General features: G+C 69.7%; 21 protein-coding genes and 1 tRNA gene. 17 read left to right on the top strand and 5 right to left on the bottom strand.

The window, feature by feature from the left end; genetic code table 11:
* Positions 1-2: 2 nt before the first annotated feature.
* The 4 genes from thiD to folP all read left to right on the top strand — a co-directional run bounded on the left by thiD (position 3) and on the right by folP (position 3,839).
* Positions 3-773 (top strand): bifunctional hydroxymethylpyrimidine kinase/phosphomethylpyrimidine kinase, encoded by a 771-nt coding sequence (thiD, locus tag ACMGER_RS04275; RefSeq protein WP_436810866.1) that lies wholly within the window; start codon positions 3-5, stop codon positions 771-773.
* The gene (rnhB, locus tag ACMGER_RS04270) at positions 773-1,471 is read left to right on the top strand and encodes a ribonuclease HII (RefSeq protein ID WP_436810865.1); all 699 of its coding nucleotides are present in this window, start codon (positions 773-775) and stop codon (positions 1,469-1,471) included. The genes thiD and rnhB overlap by 1 nt, the downstream gene beginning before the upstream one ends.
* Before the next feature lie 97 nt (positions 1,472-1,568).
* Positions 1,569-2,696, top strand: coding sequence for a site-specific DNA-methyltransferase (locus ACMGER_RS04265; RefSeq protein ID WP_436810864.1), 1,128 nt, complete (start codon positions 1,569-1,571; stop codon positions 2,694-2,696).
* Positions 2,697-2,714: 18 nt separating this feature from the next.
* On the top strand, positions 2,715-3,839 hold the full coding sequence (gene folP / locus ACMGER_RS04260; RefSeq protein WP_436810863.1) for a dihydropteroate synthase: 1,125 nt from the start codon (positions 2,715-2,717) through the stop codon (positions 3,837-3,839).
* A 12-nt stretch (positions 3,840-3,851) separates the two neighbouring features.
* Here folP and ACMGER_RS04255 read toward each other — a convergent pair whose 3' ends face one another.
* A complete protein-coding gene (locus ACMGER_RS04255; RefSeq protein ID WP_436810862.1) occupies positions 3,852-5,276 on the bottom strand; it encodes a sigma-54-dependent transcriptional regulator in 1,425 nt (474 codons plus the stop codon).
* A gap of 198 nt (positions 5,277-5,474) precedes the next feature.
* Between ACMGER_RS04255 and ACMGER_RS04250 the strand changes: the two genes are divergently transcribed.
* The 6 genes from ACMGER_RS04250 to ACMGER_RS04225 all read left to right on the top strand — a co-directional run bounded on the left by ACMGER_RS04250 (position 5,475) and on the right by ACMGER_RS04225 (position 9,830).
* Entirely contained in the window at positions 5,475-5,600 is a 126-nt protein-coding gene (locus ACMGER_RS04250) for an aa3-type cytochrome c oxidase subunit IV (protein ID WP_436810861.1), read from the top strand.
* Positions 5,601-6,734: an NAD(P) transhydrogenase subunit alpha gene (locus ACMGER_RS04245; RefSeq protein ID WP_436810860.1), complete on the top strand. Its 1,134-nt coding sequence runs from the start codon at positions 5,601-5,603 to the stop codon at positions 6,732-6,734.
* Positions 6,735-6,862: 128 nt separating this feature from the next.
* Positions 6,863-7,162 (top strand): NAD(P) transhydrogenase subunit alpha part 2, encoded by a 300-nt coding sequence (locus ACMGER_RS04240; RefSeq protein WP_436810859.1) that lies wholly within the window; start codon positions 6,863-6,865, stop codon positions 7,160-7,162.
* 81 nt (positions 7,163-7,243) lie between these two features.
* Positions 7,244-8,659 carry an NAD(P)(+) transhydrogenase (Re/Si-specific) subunit beta gene (locus ACMGER_RS04235; RefSeq protein WP_436810858.1) on the top strand — a complete coding sequence of 472 codons (1,416 nt, stop codon included), beginning with the start codon at positions 7,244-7,246 and terminating at the stop codon, positions 8,657-8,659.
* Positions 8,660-8,780: 121 nt separating this feature from the next.
* Complete coding sequence (locus tag ACMGER_RS04230) at positions 8,781-9,731, top strand: hypothetical protein (RefSeq protein WP_436810857.1); 951 nt, start codon at positions 8,781-8,783, stop codon at positions 9,729-9,731.
* A 23-nt stretch (positions 9,732-9,754) separates the two neighbouring features.
* A tRNA-Val gene (locus ACMGER_RS04225) sits at positions 9,755-9,830 on the top strand.
* 54 nt (positions 9,831-9,884) lie between these two features.
* Here the strand turns inward: ACMGER_RS04225 and ACMGER_RS04220 are convergent.
* Positions 9,885-10,448 (bottom strand): helix-turn-helix domain-containing protein, encoded by a 564-nt coding sequence (locus ACMGER_RS04220; RefSeq protein WP_436810856.1) that lies wholly within the window; start codon positions 10,446-10,448, stop codon positions 9,885-9,887.
* A gap of 94 nt (positions 10,449-10,542) precedes the next feature.
* Here ACMGER_RS04220 and ACMGER_RS04215 point away from each other — a divergent pair, with 94 nt between their 5' ends.
* Positions 10,543-11,019: a DUF6456 domain-containing protein gene (locus ACMGER_RS04215; protein WP_436810855.1), complete on the top strand. Its 477-nt coding sequence runs from the start codon at positions 10,543-10,545 to the stop codon at positions 11,017-11,019.
* On the opposite strand, the gene ACMGER_RS04210 is transcribed toward ACMGER_RS04215, so the two are convergent.
* Positions 11,004-13,457, bottom strand: a complete 2,454-nt coding sequence (locus ACMGER_RS04210) for a DUF2339 domain-containing protein (RefSeq protein WP_436810854.1) — start codon at positions 13,455-13,457, stop codon at positions 11,004-11,006. The genes ACMGER_RS04215 and ACMGER_RS04210 overlap by 16 nt on opposite strands.
* Positions 13,458-13,640: 183 nt before the next feature.
* Between ACMGER_RS04210 and dapF the strand changes: the two genes are divergently transcribed.
* The 3 genes from dapF to ACMGER_RS04195 all read left to right on the top strand — a co-directional run bounded on the left by dapF (position 13,641) and on the right by ACMGER_RS04195 (position 16,572).
* Positions 13,641-14,576 (top strand): diaminopimelate epimerase, encoded by a 936-nt coding sequence (gene dapF / locus ACMGER_RS04205; protein WP_436810853.1) that lies wholly within the window; start codon positions 13,641-13,643, stop codon positions 14,574-14,576.
* Between the two features lie 134 nt (positions 14,577-14,710).
* Positions 14,711-15,250, top strand: a complete 540-nt coding sequence (locus ACMGER_RS04200) for a hypothetical protein (protein ID WP_436810852.1) — start codon at positions 14,711-14,713, stop codon at positions 15,248-15,250.
* Entirely contained in the window at positions 15,247-16,572 is a 1,326-nt protein-coding gene (locus ACMGER_RS04195; protein ID WP_436810851.1) for a DNA-packaging protein, read from the top strand. Before ACMGER_RS04200 ends, ACMGER_RS04195 begins: the two co-directional genes overlap by 4 nt.
* Before the next feature lie 360 nt (positions 16,573-16,932).
* Here ACMGER_RS04195 and ACMGER_RS04190 read toward each other — a convergent pair whose 3' ends face one another.
* Positions 16,933-17,394 (bottom strand): hypothetical protein, encoded by a 462-nt coding sequence (locus ACMGER_RS04190; protein ID WP_436810850.1) that lies wholly within the window; start codon positions 17,392-17,394, stop codon positions 16,933-16,935.
* Entirely contained in the window at positions 17,391-18,110 is a 720-nt protein-coding gene (locus ACMGER_RS04185; protein ID WP_436810849.1) for a DUF3800 domain-containing protein, read from the bottom strand. Before ACMGER_RS04185 ends, ACMGER_RS04190 begins: the two co-directional genes overlap by 4 nt.
* Before the next feature lie 235 nt (positions 18,111-18,345).
* Here ACMGER_RS04185 and ACMGER_RS04180 point away from each other — a divergent pair, with 235 nt between their 5' ends.
* From ACMGER_RS04180 to ACMGER_RS04170, 3 genes are read left to right on the top strand one after another with little or no spacing between them, the layout of a single operon-like run.
* A complete protein-coding gene (locus ACMGER_RS04180; RefSeq protein ID WP_436810848.1) occupies positions 18,346-19,443 on the top strand; it encodes a phage portal protein in 1,098 nt (365 codons plus the stop codon).
* On the top strand, positions 19,440-19,751 hold the full coding sequence (locus ACMGER_RS04175; protein ID WP_436810847.1) for a DUF6127 family protein: 312 nt from the start codon (positions 19,440-19,442) through the stop codon (positions 19,749-19,751). Before ACMGER_RS04180 ends, ACMGER_RS04175 begins: the two co-directional genes overlap by 4 nt.
* Complete coding sequence (locus ACMGER_RS04170; protein WP_436810846.1) at positions 19,748-20,164, top strand: HK97 family phage prohead protease; 417 nt, start codon at positions 19,748-19,750, stop codon at positions 20,162-20,164. Before ACMGER_RS04175 ends, ACMGER_RS04170 begins: the two co-directional genes overlap by 4 nt.
* Positions 20,165-20,395 lie beyond the last annotated feature (231 nt).

The raw sequence follows: 20,395 nt of genomic DNA, 5'->3' as shown, positions 1-20,395 counted from the left end.
GCATGATCGCGCGCGTCCTCGTCATCGCCGGCTCCGATTCGGGCGGCGGCGCCGGCATCCAGGCCGACGTCAAGACGATCACCATGCTCGGCGGCCACGCGATGACCGCGATCACCGCCCTCACCGCGCAGAACACGCTGGGCGTGCAGGGGGTGATGCCGGTGCCGGCGGCGTTCGTGCTCGACCAGATCGATGCGGTGGTCGCCGACATCGGCGTCGATGCGGTCAAGATCGGCATGATCGGATCGGCGCAGACCGCGCAGGCCGTCGCCGACCGGCTGGAAGGGATCGACGCGCCGGTCGTGTTCGATCCGGTGATGGTGGCGACCTCGGGCTCGGTGCTGGCGGATGCCGATACGATCGCCGGGTTCGAGCGGCTGATGCGGGTCGCGACGCTGGTGACCCCCAACGCTCCCGAGCTTGAGGCGCTCGGCGGCGCCGAGGCGGTGCTCGCGCACGGCTGTCATCTCGTCATCAAGGGCGGTCATGCGGAGGGGCCGCGCGTGATCGATCGCCTGCTCTCGCCGACCGGCCAGCTGCTGCGCGAGCTCGACGGCAAGCGCATCGACACCGACGACACCCACGGCACCGGCTGCACCTTCGCCAGCGCGCTCGCCACCGGGCTCGCGCAAGGCAGGCCGATCGACGAGGCGTTCGCGACGGCGGTCCGGTTCGTGCGGATCGCCTTGATCAACGCGCCCGGCCTGGGCGAAGGGCATGGGCCGATGGGACACGCGCTCGGCTACAATCCGTTCGAGGAGCTGGAAGGCTGATGCCCGGCCTCAAGCACGAGAAGCTCTGCCTGGCGCCGGTCGCCGGCGTCGACGAGGCGGGACGCGGGCCGCTTGCCGGGCCGGTCGTGGCCGCGGCGGTGATCCTGCCGGCCAGGGGCGTCCCGCGCGGGATCGACGATTCGAAGAAGCTCTCCGCGTCGGAGCGCGCGCGGCTGTGCGGACGGCTGCACGGCTGCGCGACGGTCGGGATCGGCATCGTCGAGGCGGACGAGATCGATCGCCTCAACATCTATTGGGCGACGATGAAGGCGATGACGCTGGCGGTGGAGGCATTGGGATGCGCGCCCGGCCATGTCCTGGTCGACGGCAACCGTCTGCCGCGGTGGGGCCATGCGTCGACCGCGATCGTCGGCGGCGACGCGATCAGCCTGTCGATCGCTGCCGCCTCGATCGTCGCCAAGCACACCCGCGACACGATCATGATCGCCCATGCCGCGGCGCATCCCCAATATGATTGGCATTCGAACAAGGGCTATGCCTGCCCGGCGCATTTGCGGGCGCTGCGCGAGCATGGCCCCTCGCCGCTCCACCGCCGCAGCTTCGCGCCGGTGGCCCAGGCGGAGCTGCCGTTATCCATGCCGGCTGAGTCTTTCGTGCCACACCCCAAGGGATTGTGGGCCGGGGATTCGGACGGACTCAACATCGAGTCGCGGTCCACGAATGTTCCGCTTCGTTAACGACTTGGCGAGATTTTCCGTTAACCAATGTTCGCTTGACGGTTAGGGTTTCGCCCGCTGTCGTGGCCCGTCCGGAAAACAGGGTGAAGGACCGCCGATGGGGGTGATCGAGAAGGTTGCGCGGGGACGTGCGAGCGCGCAGGCGCCGATCGAGCTCGCGCTCGACCGTATCATCCGCGGCGACTGCATCGAGGCGATGCGGGCGCTGCCGGCCAAGTCGGTCGACCTGATCTTCGCCGATCCGCCCTACAATCTCCAGCTCGGCGGCGACCTCAACCGCCCCGACGGCAGCCATGTGGACGCCGTCACCGACGAATGGGACAAGTTCGACAGCCTTGAGGCCTATGACGCCTTCACCCGCACCTGGCTGGCCGAGGCGCGCCGCGTGCTCAAGGACGACGGCGCGATCTGGGTGATCGGCAGCTATCACAACATCTTCAAGGTCGGCGCGGCGATCCAGGATCTGGGCTTCTGGATCCTCAACGACATCGTGTGGCGCAAGGCCAATCCGATGCCCAACTTCAAGGGCACCCGCTTCACCAACGCGCACGAGACGCTGATCTGGGCGGCCAAGGGCGAGAAGGCCAGATACACCTTCAACTACCGCTCGATGAAGACCCTCAACGACGAGCTGCAGATGCGCTCCGACTGGGAATTCCCGATCTGCGGCGGGCAGGAGCGGCTCAAGAGGAACGGCGTCAAGGTCCACCCGACCCAGAAGCCGGAGGCGCTGATCTATCGCATCCTGCTCGCCTGCTCGAAGCCGGGCGACGTGGTGCTCGACCCCTTCTTCGGCACCGGCACCACCGGCGCGGTGGCGAAGCGGCTCGGGCGGCGCTGGATCGGGATCGAGCGCGAGGGCGCCTACATCGACGCCGCCGAGGAGCGGATCGCCGCCGCGCTGCCGCTCGACGAGAGTACGCTGACGACCATGCAGAGCCCCAAGGCGCAGCCCAGGGTGGCGTTCGGCACGCTGGTCGAGACCGGGCTGCTGCCGGCGGGAAGCCGGCTCACCGATGCCAAGCGCCGCTGGCGCGCGACGGTGCGCGCCGACGGCAGCCTGGCGAGCGACTGCGGCGCGGCCGGGTCGATCCACAAGCTCGGCGCGACCCTGCAGGGGGCGCCGGCATGCAACGGCTGGACCTTCTGGCACCATGAGGAGGACGGCGCGCTCGCCCCGATCGACACGCTGCGCCAGCGCTACCTGCTCGCGACGCAGCCCTAGACCGGCTAGGGCGCCGGCATGATCGATCCTGCCGTGATCCCCGCCGACGCCCGTCTCTACCTCCGGCCGGAGCAGTTCGTCGATTCACCCGTCGGCCGCGATGGCGAGGTGGCGCGGATCGCGGGCGGGCTCGTCTGGTGCGCGGCCTATGAGCTGATCGCGGTCGAGGACGGCCGCCGCGCCGTGCAGGCGAGCGTGCCGGTAAGCCATCTACCGGGCCTCATCGCCAATCTGCCGTCCGCGCAGGCGGAGCGATTGCGGGAGCTCGCCCAGCGCATCTCCGCGTCGCGTCCGCCGATCGCGCTCGGCGAACGCGTGCTGCGGTTCGAGCAGCCGCAGGTGATGGGCATTCTCAACGTGACGCCCGACAGCTTCTCCGACGGCGGCAAGCATCGGGGCGATCCCGGCGCGATCGCACGGGCCGGTTTCGACCTGGGGGCGGCCGGCGCAGCGGTGGTCGACGTCGGCGGCGAATCGACCCGTCCGGGCGCGGCCGCGGTGTGGGAAGGCGACGAGATCGCCCGCGTCGTGCCGGTGATCGCGGCGATGGCGCCGAGCGGCACGCCGATCTCGATCGACACGCGCAAGGCCGCGGTGATGGAGGCGGCGCTCGCGGCGGGGGCGCACATGGTCAACGATGTCGCCGCGCTGCTGTGGGACGATCGCGCGGCCGGCCTGGTCGCGCGCGCCGGCTGTCCCGTCGTGCTGATGCACTCGCCCGATCCGGCCAGGGGGCCGCATGGCGGCGAAGGCTACCGCGACGTGCTGGTCGAGGTGTTCGACTGGCTCGAGGCGCGGATCGAGGCAGCCGTGGCGGCGGGGATCGACCGCGCCAGGATCCTGGTCGATCCCGGCATCGGCTTCGGCAAGAGCCTGGCCGACAATCTCGCGCTGCTGAACGGCCTCGGCCTCCTCCACGGCCTCGGTGTGCCGATCGTGCTGGGAGCGAGTCGCAAGCGGATGATCGGGGCGTTGAGCCACGAGGCCCCGGTCGACCGGCGGCTGGGCGGAAGCCTGGCGCTGGCGCTCCGCGGCGCACAGCTGGGGGTGCAGCTCCTGCGCGTCCACGACGTCGCCGAGACCGCCCAGACGCTCCGCGTTTGGCGCGGCCTCAGGGATTCGGCGCTGAGCGCGATGCGTTAGCGCTGCCGCGGATCAGGCCGCGCTGCTCTGGTCGATCCCCAGCTCGCCCAGCTTGCGGTAGAGCGTCGAGCGACCGATGCCGAGCCGGCGCGCGACCTCGGTCATGCGGCCGCGATAATGGCCGATCGCGAGGCGGATGACGTCTGCCTCGATCTCCTCGAGCGCGCGCAGGTTGCCGTCGGCGCGGAACAGCGTAACGCCGCTGGCGCCGGCGAGACTGCCGGCCGGGCTGCCCTGGCGCACCCCGGCGAGCGTCGCGATCTGGGGGAAATCCGCGCGGGTCAGCGCGTCGCCGTCGCACAGCACCGCCGCACGGAACAGCGCATTGTGGAGCTGGCGGACGTTGCCGGGCCAATCATATTGGACGAGCAGCGACAGCGCGTCGTCGGTGATGCCGAGCGGACGCAGCCCCGGCTGTGTCGCGATGCGGCCGAGCAGGTGGCGGGCGAGCGGGGCGATGTCGTCCGGGCGCTCGCGCAGCGGCGGAATCGTCACCTGCACCACATTGAGACGATAATAGAGGTCTTCGCGGAACCGGCCCGCCTCGACCTCCTCGACCAGCGTCTTGTTGGTCGCGGCGATGACGCGGACGTCGACCTCCTTGGTGTGGCGCGCGCCGATCGGCTGGATCTCGCCCGACTGGAGCACGCGCAGCAGCTTGACCTGCGCCTCCAGCGGCATCTCGCCGACCTCGTCGAGGAACAGCGTGCCGCCGTCCGCCTCCTGGAAGCGGCCGATCTTGCGCTCGAACGCGCCGGTGAACGCGCCCTTCTCGTGCCCGAACAGCTCCGATTCGACGAGGTTGGCGGGGATCGCGCCGCAATTGACGCGGATGATCGGCTTGCGGCTGCGTGGAGAGGCTGCGTGGATCGCCTCCGCCACCACTTCCTTGCCGACGCCGCTCTCGCCCTCGATCAGTACGGGCACCCGGGCGCGCGCGGCCTTGGCGGCGATGGCGAGCGCGGCGCGGAACTGCGGCGCGGCGCCGACGATCTCGTCGAAGGCGAGCGCGGCGGGAATCTTCTCGGTGAGCGGGCGCAACTCCCCCGCGCCGCCACCGCCCATGGCGGTATCGAGCGCGGCGAGCAGGCGCTCGGCGCCGATCGGTTTCACCAGGAAATCGGTGGCGCCCGCCCGCATCGCCTCGACCGCGGCGCCGACCGAGCCGTTGGCGGTCAGCATCAGCAGCGGCAGCGCCGGGCGACGCAGGCGGATCTCGCGAATCAGCGAGCCGGCGTCGGCGTCGGGCGACCAATGGTCGAGCAGGACCACGTCGAGCGCCATGCCGTCGGCAGTGCCGAGCGTGGCGATCGCCGTCTCGGCATCGCCGGCGAAGACGGTCCGCCAGCCGCGCCGCGCCGCAATGGCGGCGACCAGGCGGCGCTGCGCCGGCTCGTCGTCGATCAGCATCAGCAGGCGCTGGCCGTTGCGCGTCATGTCCATATCCCACTGTCCCAGATCAGGTCAGCGGCTTTAGGCCGGGTTCGGTAAAAGCAGCCTTAAGCGCCGATTGGACGATGCGGTGCCGGCACCGCCGAATGCGCCGTCAGGCGCATGTCAATCTCGCGCCGGGACTTGAGAGGCGGCGGCCGGCTGGGTAAGACGGCGGCCACGTCAGCTAGGGGATGCGAGCGAATGGCCGAGCACACCGACATGAAGGCGCACGAGGCGACCTATCACGGCGTGATGGCGCTGCTGAAATGGGGCGCGGTCGGCTGCTTCGTGATAGCGTTCGCCGTCATCCTGCTGATCGCCAGCTGAGTGCGGATCGCCGTCCTCAAGGAGGGGGCTGCCGGCGAACGCCGTGTCGCCGCGGTGCCGGAGACGGTGAAGAAGTTCGTCGCGCTTGGTGCCGAGATGGTGGTCGAGACCGGCGCAGGCGAGGCCGCTTCCTACGCCGATGCCGATTATGCCGCAGCGGGCGCGGCGCTGGGATCGCGCGCCGAGGTGGTGAAGGGCGCCGGCATCCTGCTCGGCGTGCAAGGGCCGGACCCCGCCAGCCTGGCCGGCGCGCAACCGGGGGCATGGCTGGTGGCGGGGCTCAACCCCTTCGGGGAGCGGGACCGGGTCGACGACTATGCCAAGCTCGGGATCGAGGCGCTGGCGATGGAGCTCATGCCGCGTATCACCCGCGCGCAGTCGATGGACATCCTGTCCTCGCAATCGAACCTCTCCGGCTACAAGGCGGTGCTCGATGCGGCGGCGGAATATGGCCGCGCCTTTCCGATGATGATGACGGCGGCGGGCACGGTCAGCGCCGCCAAGGTGTTCGTGATGGGCGTCGGCGTCGCCGGGCTGCAGGCGATCGCGACCGCGCGGCGGCTGGGCGCGCAGGTCTCCGCCACCGACGTGCGCTCGGCGACCAAGGAGCAGATCCTGTCGTTGGGCGCGAAGCCCATCTTCGTCGAGAACGTCGCCGGCATCGAAGGCGAGGGCTCGGGCGGCTACGCCACCGAGATGTCCGAGGAATACCAGAAGGCGCAGGCCGAGCTGGTCTCCGGGCACATCGCCAAGCAGGACATCGTCATCACCACCGCGCTGATCCCCGGACGGCCGGCGCCGCGGCTCATCTCCGACGCGCAGGTCGCGACGATGCGGCCGGGCAGCGTGATCGTCGACCTCGCGGTCGAGCAGGGCGGCAACGTCGAGGGTGCGGTCGCGGGCGAGATCGTCGAGAAGCATGGCGTAAGGATCGTCGGGCACAAGAACGTCCCGTCGCGGCTGGCGGCGGACGCGTCGGCGCTGTTCGCGCGCAATCTCTATAATTTCCTGTCGGCCTTCTGGGACAAGGAAGCCGGACAGCCGGTGCTCCCCGACGGCGACGAGATCGGCGACGCGATCCGGCTGACGCGTGGCGGACAGGTGGTGCACGCGCGGCTGCTGCAGGCCTCCTGATGGCGCTGTCCTAGATGGATTTCATCTGCCATGGTCGACGAATCGAGCGGGCGGAGGGCGCCGTGCACTCACACATGAAGGTGAGTCAATTCAGTCAATATTTTCGCGGCGAACGGGTGGGCTGAGCCATGGACTTCATCTCGATCCTGTCGATCTTCGTGCTGGCCTGCTTCGTCGGCTATTACGTCGTCTGGTCGGTGACGCCGGCGCTGCACACGCCGCTGATGGCGGTGACCAACGCCATCTCCTCGGTGATCGTCGTCGGCGCGCTGATCGCGAGCGCCGCGGCGGGATCGCCGACGTCGAAATGGCTGGGGCTGGCGGCAGTGGTGCTGGCGAGCGTCAACATCTTCGGCGGCTTCGCGGTCACCGAGCGGATGCTGGCGATGTACAAGAAGAAGGATCGGCCGGCGGCCGGTCACAAGTAGGCCGTCATCCCGGCGGACGCCGGGATCTCATGCGGCTTGAGACCCCGGCCGTCGCCGGGGTGACGGTAGGGGGTTGAGGACATGGAACACACAGCACCGGTGAACCCCTGGGTCGCGCTGGCCTATCTCGTCGCGGGCGTGTGCTTCATCCTCGCGCTCCGCGGGCTGTCGAGTCCCGAGAGCAGCCGCCGCGGCAACCGGTTCGGCATGATCGGCATGGGCCTGGCCGTGGCGACCACGCTCGTCACCCACGAGGTCGCAAGCCTGCCCGAGATCGCCGTCGCGATCCTGATCGGCGGCGGCATCGGCTTCGTCGTCGCGCGGCGGATCGCGATGACGGCGATGCCGCAGCTCGTTGCCGCCTTCCACAGCCTCGTCGGCATGGCCGCGGTGCTGGTCGCGGCTGCGGCCTTCCTCAATCCCGAGGCGTTCGGCATCGTCGGCGCCGACGGCGCGATCCTGCCCGTCAGCCGGATCGAGATGGGGCTCGGCGCGGCGATCGGCGCGATCACCTTCTCCGGCTCGGTGATCGCCTTCCTGAAATTGAACGGCAACATGTCGGGCAAGCCGATCCTCTTGCCCGCGCGGCACGTCATCAACCTCGGCGTGCTCGCCGCGATCCTGGGGCTGATCGGCTATTTCACCCAGGACCAGGCGCCCTGGGTGTTCTGGACGGCGACCGGGCTCGCCTTCGCGATCGGCTTCCTGCTGATCGTCCCGATCGGCGGCGCCGACATGCCGGTCGTGGTGTCGATGCTCAACAGCTATTCGGGCTGGGCGGCGGCGGCGATGGGGTTCACGCTGCACAACACCGCGATGATCGTCACCGGTGCGCTGGTGGGAAGCTCGGGCGCGATCCTCAGCTACATCATGTGCCGGGCGATGAACCGCAGCTTCCTTTCCGTGATCGCCGGCGGTTTCGGCGGCGGCGACGCGGCGGCCGCCGGCGGCGGCCCGGCGGTCGACCGGCCGTGGAAGCGCGGCAGCGCCGAGGACGCCGCCTTCCTGATGAGCCAGGCCGAGCAGGTGATCATCGTCCCCGGCTACGGCATGGCGGTGGCGCAGGCCCAGCACGTGCTGCGCGAGATGGCCGACAAGCTCAAGCAGGAGGGAGTGCGCGTCAAATATGCGATCCACCCCGTCGCCGGCCGTATGCCGGGGCACATGAACGTGCTGCTCGCCGAGGCCAACGTGCCGTACGACGAGGTGTTCGAGCTCGAGGACATCAACTCCGAGTTCGCGCAGACCGACGTCGCCTTCGTGATCGGAGCAAACGACGTCACCAATCCCGCCGCCAAGACCGACAAATCCTCGCCGATCTACGGAATGCCCGTGCTCGACGTCGAGAAGGCCAAGACCGTGCTGTTCGTGAAGCGCAGCATGGGCGGCGTCGGCTATGCCGGCGTCGACAACGAGGTGTTCTATCGCGACAATACGATGATGCTGCTCGCCGACGCCAAGAAGATGGTCGAGGAGATCGTCAAGGCGCTCAGTTGATCCGCTCCGGATATTTTTCGCGCGGATTCGGCGGTGACGGGTCCATTCCGGCGGTGATGCTACTCGTCCGGCAAGGCGGCTTGCGGCAAACCGGAACAGAAATCGAACGAAGGGGATCGCGATGAGCGAGAGCGATGCGCCTGATGTGACCTATGCCGACGCGCCCTCCGTGCTGCTGATCGCCGACGACACGCGCGCGGGAAGCGCCGCGGAGCGTGCGGTCGCCCTCGCCGGAGCGCGGCTGCTCGACCGCGTCCGCATTGCCGACGCGGCGGGGCGGCTGGCGATGCAGCCCGCGCTCGATATCCTGATGATCGAATTGACCGGGATCGCTGCCGATGTGGCCGACGACGTGCTCGGCCACGTCGAGACGGCGATGCGCGAACGAGATCTTCGCGTGATCGTCGCATTCGGCGAGGATCAGATCGATCTCGTCGCCGCCCGGCTGATGGGACCGGGCATCAAACTGCTGTGCGCCCCGGGCGTCGGCGACCGCGTCACGGCGCTGGCGACGATGCCGCAGGGGCCTGCGTCGCAGATCAACGAGCCGCGGCGGGACGAGGCCGAGCAGCTCCGGATGCTCAATGCCGAAGTGGCGCGGATCGCCGAGACGCTGGCGCGGCTGACGCGCGGCGAGGACGAGGAGCCTGGCAGCCCGATTCGGCCGACCCTGCACGAGCCGCAGCGCGGCTATGGTATGCCGCCGGTGATCGATACGGGCGTGACGGTAAGCGCCGCCGAGGTGCGCGGCGCGATCCGCGCGCGGCGGATGCGCGCCAATTTCTTCGCGGCCGACCTGTTCGCCGATCCCGCCTGGGACATGCTGCTCGATCTGTTCGCTGCCGAGCTCGAGCATGTGCGCGTCTCCGTCTCCAGCCTGTGCATCGCCGCGGCGGTGCCGGGCACGACGGCGCTGCGCTGGATCGGAACGATGATCGATGCAGGCCTGTTCGAGCGCCACGCCGATCCGTTCGACCGGCGGCGCGCCTATGTCTCTTTGTCGGAGAAGGCGCGCGAGGGAATGCTGCGCTATTTCGCCGCGATCCGCCGCGCGGGCTTGGCGAGCGCCTGAGGCTGGCGTATCGGACCGCCCGAGGGCGGTTAGCTCAGTTGGTAGAGCATCTCGTTTACACCGAGAGGGTCGGCGGTTCGAGCCCGTCACCGCCCACCATCGGCCGGTCTTTCCGGCAAGCTAGAGTCGTTTTCAGCTTCGCTGAAACAGTCTCTAAAGGCTGCGCACCAGCCGCATCGCTCGGGCAAGCCAGGGTGGATCGGCGACAACCTGCTGCCGTTGACCGGCGCCGAGGGGGAGGAGGTGGAGCTTGCCCTCTTCGCGGCCGATCAGGCGGCCGAACAGGAAACGGCCGGCGGGACGGGGAACCAGGACGTCGCGATTGAGCGCCTGACCGAACGCCTCCGGTACGAGGCGCTCGCACCAGATCTCGTCGCCGGCGCGATAGTCGCCGACGCCGTTGCCGACGGTGACCGCGACCATCTCCGGCGCCGGCCGCGGCGGAATGACGGTGGCCGGGCGGCGGGGCGCGTGGGCGCCGTCGGCGCCCAGCTCGGCCGCCACCGCGATGTCGGGCCGGTCGGGAAGCGTCACCAGATCGCTCGCCTCGACGCCGAGCGCGGCGGCGATGCGGTTGAGCCAGGCGACCGAGACGGTGCGGGTCCCCGTCTCCAGCCGACCGATCGTCTGCGCAGTGGTGGGCGGCACGCAGGCCCTGGCGACATCTTCGAGCGTCATCCCCTTCGCACGGCGGACTTCGCGGATGGCAGTGATCATCACAGGATTCCTGAACCGATTTGGTAATTTCTCTTTCCTACATCCTTGCCGTTATGGCAACCCCTGCGCGCGACTCGGGAATGACGGAGGTTTTATGCGCGAACTGGTCGAGCGGACGATCGAGGACGGGCGGGTGGCGGTGCGGCCGTCCGGACGCGGTGGGCGGAGCGTGACCGTGAACCTGGCCGAATCGCCGCTGAGCTGGCTGCGCTCGCGCGGGCATGTCGATGCACGGCAATATGAGGCCGGGGAGCGGCTGCGTGCGGACTATGAGACGGCCGAGCTCGGCCCCCGCGTGACGATGCGCTGGGACGCGGCGCCGCCGGGCCGCGGGCGGCGGTCGGCGCCGGAGGCACTCGATCCGACGCTCGCCGGGATCGCGGCGAAACGGCGGTTCGACGCTGCGCTGGCGGCCGTCGGGCCCGGCCTTGCCGACGTGCTGTGGCGCGTGGTGTGTGCGGGCGAGGGACTGAGCCTGGCGGAGAAGGCGCTCGGCTGGCCGAGCCGGTCGGGCAAGCTGGTGCTCGGCCTGGCGCTCGACCGGCTGGCGGATCATTACGGGCTGGGCTGAGGCTCCTCCTCCGACACGGCCGGGCCGGGGAAGACGCGGCGATAGGCCCAGCCGATCCCGATCAGCGCGATCCCCAGCCCCAGCAGCGAGACGATGCGGAGCAGCCCGCCCGAAGAGGCGATGTCGAACAGGAACACCTTGAGTACCACCAGCGTGAGCAGGCCGAGTCCGAAGCTTCGCAGCGTGTGCGACCGGGTCGCGATGCCGCGCCATAGCCAGGCCACCGCGAGCAGCAGGAAGGCGGCGGAATAGCCCCAGTTCTCGCCGCTTCCGGTGGGACCGGTGAGCAGGCTGCCGTGAGCGGCCTGGCGAACGGCGGCGGCGACGGCGAGCGCAGTGAGCGCGAGGCAGGCCATGCGCCAGACCCCCATGCGGTGGACGAGCAGCATCGCCGCGATCGCCGGGAGCAGGACCGCCGCATTGGCGACCGGCGCAGGCCCGACAAGCTGGGCGGTATGGAGCGGGTCGAGGATCAGCAGGTCGAACCAGAGGATGCGCAGCAGGGCGATCCCCGCGAGGACGTTGCCGAGCGGATGGAGCTTCATCCGCCAGGCGAGCCATCCCGCCGTGAGGAAGGCAAGCGTGATGATCGCACGTTCGGTGAAGCCCCAGGCGATGAAGCGTGCGGGCGTGGCGATCGCGAGCGGCTGCTTGGCGAGGGCGTAGACGGCGGTCGCGATGAAGAGTGCGGCGATCGCGCTCGCAGCCACCCGTCCGGCGGCGAAGGCGCTTCTGTCGAACGCGATGAGACCGGCGACGGCAAGACCGGGCAGGCCGACGCGCAGCAGCAGGTCCGCGAGCGGCGGAAGGTGGGTGAAGGGGGTATGATTGCCGACCGACGCTTCACCGACGAGACCCGCCATGCCGGCGAGTGGCCGTGCGGCGAGCAGCAGCAAGGCGGCGAGCGCGAAGACCGGCAGCAGCGCGAGATATGGATCGGGCAAGCGCCTTGCCCAGAGCGCGAGGCCGATCATGACCGCGGCGACCGGCAGGCTCGCCCAGAGAAGCGGGACCGAGGTCGCAAGCGCGATGCCGGCGAGCAGCGCCGCGGCCGCGCTACCGGCGACCAGTCCGACGTCGCGCACGCCTGCCCGGTCGCGATGGCGCCAGGCGAGCGCAAAGGCCCCGGCGGCGAGGGCGAGCTCGATCGCGCTCCACGCGACCGGTGCGACCAGGGTCGGTGCGAAGCCGTGAGCGACGAGCACCGGACCGGCGAGGCCGATCACCGCGACGCCGGCCCACTCGCGGGCGCTACGTGACAGCAAGCTCCCCGCGCCGCCGAACAACAATGTCGCCCCAATGGCTGCGATCGGGGTGACGCGCGTCTCCGGCGTCCACAGGCCGGCGCCGATCAGGAACAGGACGAGCAGCGCGGCGGCAAGCGCGCCCGCCCGCATTCTCGCGTCGCGCCACGCCAGCACCAACGCGGCGACGGCGAGCACCAGATCGAAGCTCCAGGACAGAGCATCGAAGCGCAGGACCGGCGCGAGCGCGATCAGCTGGACCAGCCCCGCGATGAGAGGGGCGAGCAGCAGCCATGGTCGCCGCGCACCCGTGCGCGGCAGTGCAAGCGTCGCGCCGATCGCCAGAGCGACGACGAAGGCGGCGACCGCACCGGCATCCCGGCCGTCGAGCAGCAGCACGATCAGGTTCGTCCAGCCGAACCCCGCCGCCGCCGCGGCGATCGCGAGCCAGCTCCAGCCGCGTCGGATGGCGAGACCGAACAGCGCCGCCATCAGCAGTGCGAGATAGACCAACAGCGGCCCGACGCCCGCTGCTTCGAAGCCGGCGACGAGCGGCGCGGCGAACCCGCCGGCCAGCGCCATCACCGCCGTCGGCGGGCCGTGGCGCAACGCCAGGAGCAGCGCCAGTGCGGTGATCGCGACCACGATCGCGAAACCGGCGAGCGCGCTGACCAGATGATACTGCGCTGCGGCGATATAGAGCGTGCCATAGGCGCTGGCGACGCCGGCCCCGGCCAGCACCTGCCCCACGCGTGGATCGTCGCGCGTGAGCGACAGGCGGCGCGCAACCTCGCTGGCGACGACCAGCAGCAGCGAGAACAGCGCTGCGAGGATGGTGCGAACGGCCGGGCCGAGGAGGCCGGTTTCCACGGAATAGCGGACCAAGAAAAAGCCGGCGAGGATCAGGGCGGCGCCGCCGATCCAGATGGGAAGGCGGCCTCCGATCGCATCCTCCAGGTTGAGGCGCGGCAGCATGGCCGGGACGCGCGGCGGCGGAGCGCCCCGTTCCCCGGCGACGACGATCGTGGCCGGACGACGCTCAGGCGCGGGCGGCGCGGCCGAGGGAGATGCTTCGGCGGGGCGGGCGAGCGTGCCCGGATCGAGCGCGATCAGCCGGTCGCGGAGCCGCTCGACCTCCGCTTCGAGGCGGCCGATGCGCCGGCGGAACGCGGCCGCCGCGACGATGCCGATCAACAGGATGACGAGCGATGCGAAGATAGGCGCCCCCCTTTTGCCTGCCCGCTATGCCACAAGCGAGCGGCGCCGTCCGCCGTGAAACTTCGTTGCGGCGCGAAACGAGAGCGCTAGGTTCGCGGCGGATTGGAGCAACGCCATGATTCTCTTCGGATCGACCTCTGCGGCGAACGCGGCGCGCGCATGAGGTTCGCCTTCGTCAAATGTCATGGATCGGGGAACGACTTCCCCTTGATCGACGGCCGCGCGATCACGTTGGGCGACGCGGAGTGGGCTGTGGTGGCCCGGGCCCTGGCCGATCGCCGGGGACCGGTGGGCGGTGACGGACTGCTGCTGCTCACGCCTGGCAATGACGACGTCACGGAATTTGGGCAGCGGATGTTCAATTCCGATGGGTCGGAGGCGGCGACCTGTCTCAACGGCCTGCGGTGCGTGGCGCGGGCGGGGTTCGAGGCGTTGGGGATCGACGCGGCGACGGTCGGGCTGATGACATCGACCGCGCAGGTCGAGCGGGTGGCGGAGCTGGCGCCCGGCGTCGTGACGGTGCGCACGCGCGTGGGACCGGCCTCGCTTGCGCCGGGCGAGGTCGGGCTGAGGGTCGCAGGGCCGGTGGTCGAGGCGGCGATCCCGGGGCTGCCGAACGCGCGGCGCTTCACCGCGGTGGCGATGCCCAACCCGCACCTCGTCGCCTTCGTCGATCATGTCGACGAGCGCGAGCTGGTCTCGCTCGGCTGGTGGTGCGAGACGGGGCCGGAGCTGCTCGCCGACCGCGCCAACGTGTCGTTCGTCGAGGCGCGGGGCAGCGACCTCTACGTCCGCACCTTCGAGCGCGGCGTCGGCCTCACCGACGCCTGCGGCAGCGCGATGGCGGCGTCGACCTATGCCGCCGGGCTGACCGGCCGCGTGCCGTTCGGGCGCGAGATCACCGTGTTCAACCCGGGCGGGATGGTGCGCGCCGCCGCGGGCGAGGACGGCATGGTGACGATCGCCGGCAACGCCACCTTCGAATGGGAGGGCGAGATCGAGGTGGATCTCGCCACCGCCACCGCATCCGGCCTCAGGGTGACGCGGCGGCGCGACGAGGAGGCGGCGGCATGGGAGGCGGCGAAGCCTACATAACCCATTTGGCACTTTTCTATTGACATCGTCACGCTCTTATGGCACAAAAGAGCAGGCTGAAGAATTGCGAGTCGGGAGCGGCGGCAGGGGCGGCCGCTTCTTCCCGGCTCGCTGCGAACGGGCCGGCGCGCCGCTTGGCTGCTGCCGGCCCGTTCGCGTTTCGGGAGACGGCGATGGCGCGCGAGGCGATCGATTTCGTGCCGGCGGACGGAACGGAGGCGGCGGCGATGGGCAAGGCGGGGCGCAAATGGGTGCGCTGGACGAAGGCGCTCAAGACCGACTTCCTCGACCATCTGGCGGCCAGCTGCGACGTCAAGGCGTCGGCGCGGCAGATCGGGGTCGATCCCGCCTCGGTCTATGCGCTGAGGCGCAAGGATCCGGGCTTTGCCGAAGGCTGGTCGGCGGCGCTGGCGCTCGGCTACGAACTGCTCGAGACGCAGCTGATCGGCCACGCGCTGGCCGGCGGCGGGCCGACGATCGACAATGGGCGCGATCCCATCGACTGCGACCTGGCGCTGAGGCTGCTGGCGGCGCATCGCGACCATGACCGCGCCGGCCCCGCGCGGCGGCGGCGCGGCGGGCCGCCGCTCAAGCGGCTGTCGCGCGAGGAGCTGGAGGCGGTGCTGCTCAAGAAGCTGGAGGCGGTCGAGCGGACGCTGCCGGACCGCCCGTGAGCGACGGGAACAGGTGCGGCATAGCGCTGGTCGAGCGCATGGCGCGGCTGCCGGCCGAGAAGCGCGCGGGGCTGATCCGGTCGCTGACCACGGTCGAGCGGCGCGCGTTCAACGAGGCGTGGTGGGGCTGGGCGCTCCGGGGCCAATATGCGCCGGACGGCGACTGGCGCGTGTGGCTGATCCGGGCGGGACGCGGTTTCGGCAAGACCCGCGCGGGCGCCGAATGGCTGAGCGAATGCGCGCGCGGGATGGCCGATGCCCGGATCGCGCTGATCAGCCGCTCCGCCGAGGACGTGCGCCGGGTGATGGTCGAAGGCAGGAGCGGGCTGCTGGCGGTGGCGCGCGAGGGGGAGGAGCTGCGCTGGTCGCCGGGAAGCGGCGAGCTGGTGTTCCCCTCCGGCGCGCGGGCGTTCGTCTATTCGGCGGGCGCGCCCGAGGCGCTGCGTGGACCCGAGCATCATTTCGCCTGGTGCGACGAGCTCGGCAAATGGCGCGAGCGCGGCGAGGCGGCATGGGACAATCTGGTGATGGGCCTGAGGCTCGGCGAGCGGCCGCGCGTGCTGGTGACGACGACGCCGCGGCCGACGCGGCTGATGCGGCGGGTGATGGCATTGCCGGACGTCGCGCAGACGGTGGGGCGGACGCGCGACAATCCGCATCTGCCCACGAGCTTCGTCGAGGCGGTGACGGCGGAATATGGCGGCACGCGGCTGGGGCGGCAGGAGCTCGACGGCGAGATGATCGACGACGTCGCCGGCGCGCTGTGGACGCGGGCCGGGCTGGAGGCGTGCCGGGTGCGCGGGCGGCCGAAGGTGACGCGCGTGGTGGTCGGCGTCGATCCGCCGGCGGGCGTCGACGGCGACGCCTGCGGGATCGTCGCGGTGGCGCTGGACGCGGACGGGATCGGCCATGTGCTGGAGGACGCGAGCGTCGCGGGCGCCTCGCCCGGCGAATGGGCGGCGGCGGTGGCGGGCTGCGTGGCGCGGCACGGCGCCGACCGGGTGATCGCCGAGAAGAACAACGGCGGGGAGATGGTGCGCAGCGTGCTGACGGGGGCCGACGCGGCGCTGCCGCTGACGCTGGTGCACGCGAGCCGGGGCAAGACCGCGCGGGCGGAGCCGGTGGCGGCGCTCTACGAGAACGGCAAGGTCAGGCACGTCGGGGCGTTTCCGGCGCTCGAGGACGAGCTGTGCGGGCTGACCGCCGGGGGTGGGTACGAAGGGCCGGGGCGGTCGCCGGACCGGGCCGATGCGCTGGTGTGGGCGATGACGGAGCTGATGCTCGGGCGGCGGGGGGAGGTGCGGGTGCGGGGGTTGGGGTGAGGAGAGAACCGTCTGTGTTTAAGGCAGCTTCGTGCCCATTTAAACCATTCAAGAGCGTTTGCGGGATTCTTGAAAACGATCCAATTGTTCAGAGATACACCGAAACGACGCCATACCGAATGGAAGTTGCCGGTGCAGCGGCAGAAGGTCTCAATAAGCTAACTTCGATCGAGGCGAAACGCGGGCGGGGATGTCTGGGCATCTTGTGGAATGTCACCGGCACTGCTACCGCGGCGCGGTAGCAGGCGATTAACCTTGCATTCACACGTCCGCGTGCATAGATCAAAGACAGTCTCACCTGCCATGCGTAGGAAGAGCATTCGAGGTCGGTCCAGCAATGCTGGGTCGGCCTCAGCTCTTTCAGCGGCCATGAAACCGGTCGCGTTCGGTCTTGAGACTGCGAATTCGATGTGGCCGGTCCGTCTCATATGCGGATTTCAGCAGCCAATATCCGTCGCGCTTGGCTAGGATGACGAGATACTCCTCCCGCAGCCACAGCAGCACGTTGGTCTCACTTCCGCGTTGATTCTCCCACCACTCGATGTCAGCGTCGGTGTTCCAAGCTTCGATAACATATTTGACCCACCGCAGACGTTCGCATCGCCTGAGGTCGGGAAGACGGTCGTCCTCGACGGGGCCAGTCTGGATCAGGTGCCAGAATGCCGCCCACCGGCCGGCGGTCTCCGGAAGTCTACGGCACGAAACCTTATCGCCGCGAAAGACTAGTCCGCCCTTGGCGATCTCGTTCATGAAGATCGCGTAGAGCTGATCCTCATAAATTTTCCAATCGCCTGCAAATGGAAGCAACGCCGGCAGAGTCATGCCGAACGCTCCTGCGCCGCCCATACAAGCAGGTTGAATTTGGTGTTCGAAAAGGATGTGGTTTGCGTTAGAGCCTTCGGACTCAATCGGCTGCGCAATTGTGCGAGCAGCGCCTGCTTCGCCGGACTTGTAGCGAGCTCTCGGTTGGCGTAGCCGATCGCGCCGATCAGCAGATCTGTGAGCTGCAGGATCTCGCTTTCGTGCGATCGGATCTGCTCGACCCGTTCAACCGTCTTATTGTTGAAATCATGAATATTGTTGCACAACACGCTGTGGAGGTCGCGCGTTTTCGGTCCACCTCGCGTATCCTTCACGTCAAGATAGATACGGTAGGCGTTTGAAGGCGAAATGATGTACTTCAACATCGTGAAGTACATTTTGTAGTACCAGTCGTCGTGACTTTGGCTGAACCGGTTGTGGTCGAGCTTATCCTTGTCTGGGATTAGTATTCCTCGGAAGTTAAGTTTGGGCTCGGTGAGAAAATACTCGACAACATCGGTATAGAAATCGATCTTTCCGGCCGAGACCTTAGTCCATTTAATTTCGAATGAAGGTGATAGGCCGTGACGTCGCTTGATGTTCTTCAGCTGCTCCTTGATGCGATGCGTATCCACCACATTGCACCACACACAGCCGAGCACCATGATCGGGATGCCGTCGCCTTCGATATGGCAGCTCTCGTCGCAATATAGATTGTAGATCGATTGGTGCGTCATGGCCGCAGTCTAGGCTGCCGCGGATGCCGCGCAAGCGCACCTGTCCACGCGCTCGCGCCAAGGTGGCGTCTCGCTTCGACTCAACCGAGTAGGCTGACACGAGTGGCGACAGAACGCGACACATTGGTCGGTGAATTCGCCTGAAACCCGGCAGTGAATTGTACAGCGAAGGTCCCCAACCGGCAGCGCTGCCGACCCGCTAATCCGTCCTCTGCGACACAGAAGGAGCACCAACATGAAATTGTTCGGACGCAAGTCCGGGCGCGAGGGGTCGCGTCCGGCGCTGGGGCGTGTGTCGGTGGGGCCGGCCGTGGGCGAGTGGCCGCGGTCCTATGAGGCGCAGGTGCGGGACGGCTATTGCCTCAATCCCATCGCCCAGCGCGCCGTTCGGATCGTCAGCGAAGGGGTCGGCTGGGCGCCGGTCGACGCCTCCGCGCCCGAGCTGGCCCAGCTGCTGGCCGCGCCCTCGGGCGCGCAGCCGCTGCTCGAGACGGTGGCGGCGCAGCTGCTGCTGCACGGCAACGCCTATGTGCAGCTGCTCGGCGACGGCCGGGGCGGGATCGCCGAGCTGTTCGCGCTCAGGCCCGAGCGGGTGACGGTCGAGCCGGCGGCGGACGGGTGGCCGGCGGCCTATCGCTATCGCGTCGGGGAGCGGGTGATGCGGCTGACGGCGGAGGGGCCGCGGCCGGAGGTGATCCATCTGAAGGCCTTCCATCCGGCCGACGACCATTACGGGCTCGGCTGCCTGGGCGCGGCCGCCGGGGCGATCGCGATCCACAATGCCGCGACGCGCTGGAACAAGGCGCTGCTCGACAATGCCGCGCGGCCGTCCGGCGCGCTGGTCTATGATCCCGGCGACGGGTCGGCGCTGTCGGCGGAGCAGTTCGCGCGGCTCAGGCAGGAGATGGAGGAGGGGTTCGCCGGCGCCGTCAACGCCGGGCGGCCGATGCTGCTCGAGGGCGGGCTCCGGTGGCAGGCGATGAGCCTGACGCCGGCCGACATGGACTTCGTCGGGCTCAAGGCGGCGGCGGCGCGGGAGATCGCGCTGGCGTTCGGCGTGCCGCCGATGCTGGCCGGGCTGCCGGGCGACGCCGCCTATGCCAATTATCGCGAGGCCAACCGGGCGCTGTGGCGGCTCACCATCCTGCCGCTGGCGGCGACGATCCTCACCGGGCTGGCGCATGGATTGCGGGGATGGTGGCCGGAGGCGGCGCTGAGCGTCGACCTCAACCGGGTGCCGGCGCTGGCGGAGGACCGCGAGCGGCTGTGGCGCTCGGTGGCGGGGGCGGATTTCCTGACGGACGACGAGAAGCGGAAGGTGGTGGGATTATGAGCGGTGCGGCGGTGCTGGCGCAGCTGATGGCGCAGGCGGCGGGCGACGGGGCGGACCTGTCGACGCTGCGCGCGATCGCCGAGGAGGCGGGCGAGCTCGGCGCCGGGCGGGCGCTCAGGCGGCTGGGGCTGGCGGACGAGGCGGCGGCGACGGACATGGCGGAGCTGCGCGAGCTGCTGCGCGCGTGGCGGGATGCGAAGCGGTCGGCGGTGAAGGCGGCGGTCGGCTGGGTGGTGCGGATGCTGCTGGCGCTGGTGCTGGTCGGCGTGGCGGTGAAGCTGGGGTTCGGCGCGTGGGTGGGGGAGTGAGGTTCGCGGGCTATGCCGCGGTGTTCGACGCGCCCGACAAGGGCGGCGACGTGGTGCGGCGCGGGGCGTTCGGCGGCGCGGTCGGGGCGGTGCCCTTGCTGTGGCAGCACCGGGGCGCCCCGGTCGGGGCGGTCGAGGCGCTGCGGGAGGATGCGCGGGGCCTCCGGGTGATCGGGCGGATCGACGAGCCGCGGCTGGCGGCGGCGGTGCGCGCGGGGGCGGTGGACGGGCTGTCGTTCGGCTATCGCGTGCGCGGCTGCCGGGAGGGCGCGCGGCGCGAATTGACCGCGCTCGAGCTCGTCGAGGTGAGCCTGGTGGCCGAGCCGATGCAGCGGCTGGCGCGGGTTCACGCCGTTGTGGAGGATTCTTTCTCTCGGTCCGCGGCTCAACCCTCCGAAACGGAGACTGTTTGAGGAAACCTGGAAGGCCGGTTCGCGTCAAACTGCGCGCGAGCCGCCCGTCCTGGCGGTGGAAGCGAGGCGGAGGACCTTATGGCCGATCGAGTGACGAACAGGGATCGCAAGCAGCCGTGGCAGGCGCCGCGGGTGACGCGGCTGCGCGCGGGCGAGGCGGAGAACGGCGCGCTGCTTGGTGGAGAGGCGCTGGTGCTGCTGTCGTGATGTGCCTGTTTCAGCGAAGCTGAA

This window comes from Sphingomonas astragali (assembly GCF_051400615.1).
Taxonomy (GTDB): Bacteria; Pseudomonadota; Alphaproteobacteria; order Sphingomonadales; family Sphingomonadaceae; genus Sphingomonas.
The sequence above is the reverse complement of the archived record's forward strand: the minus strand, read 5'-3'. Positions and strand labels throughout refer to the sequence as shown.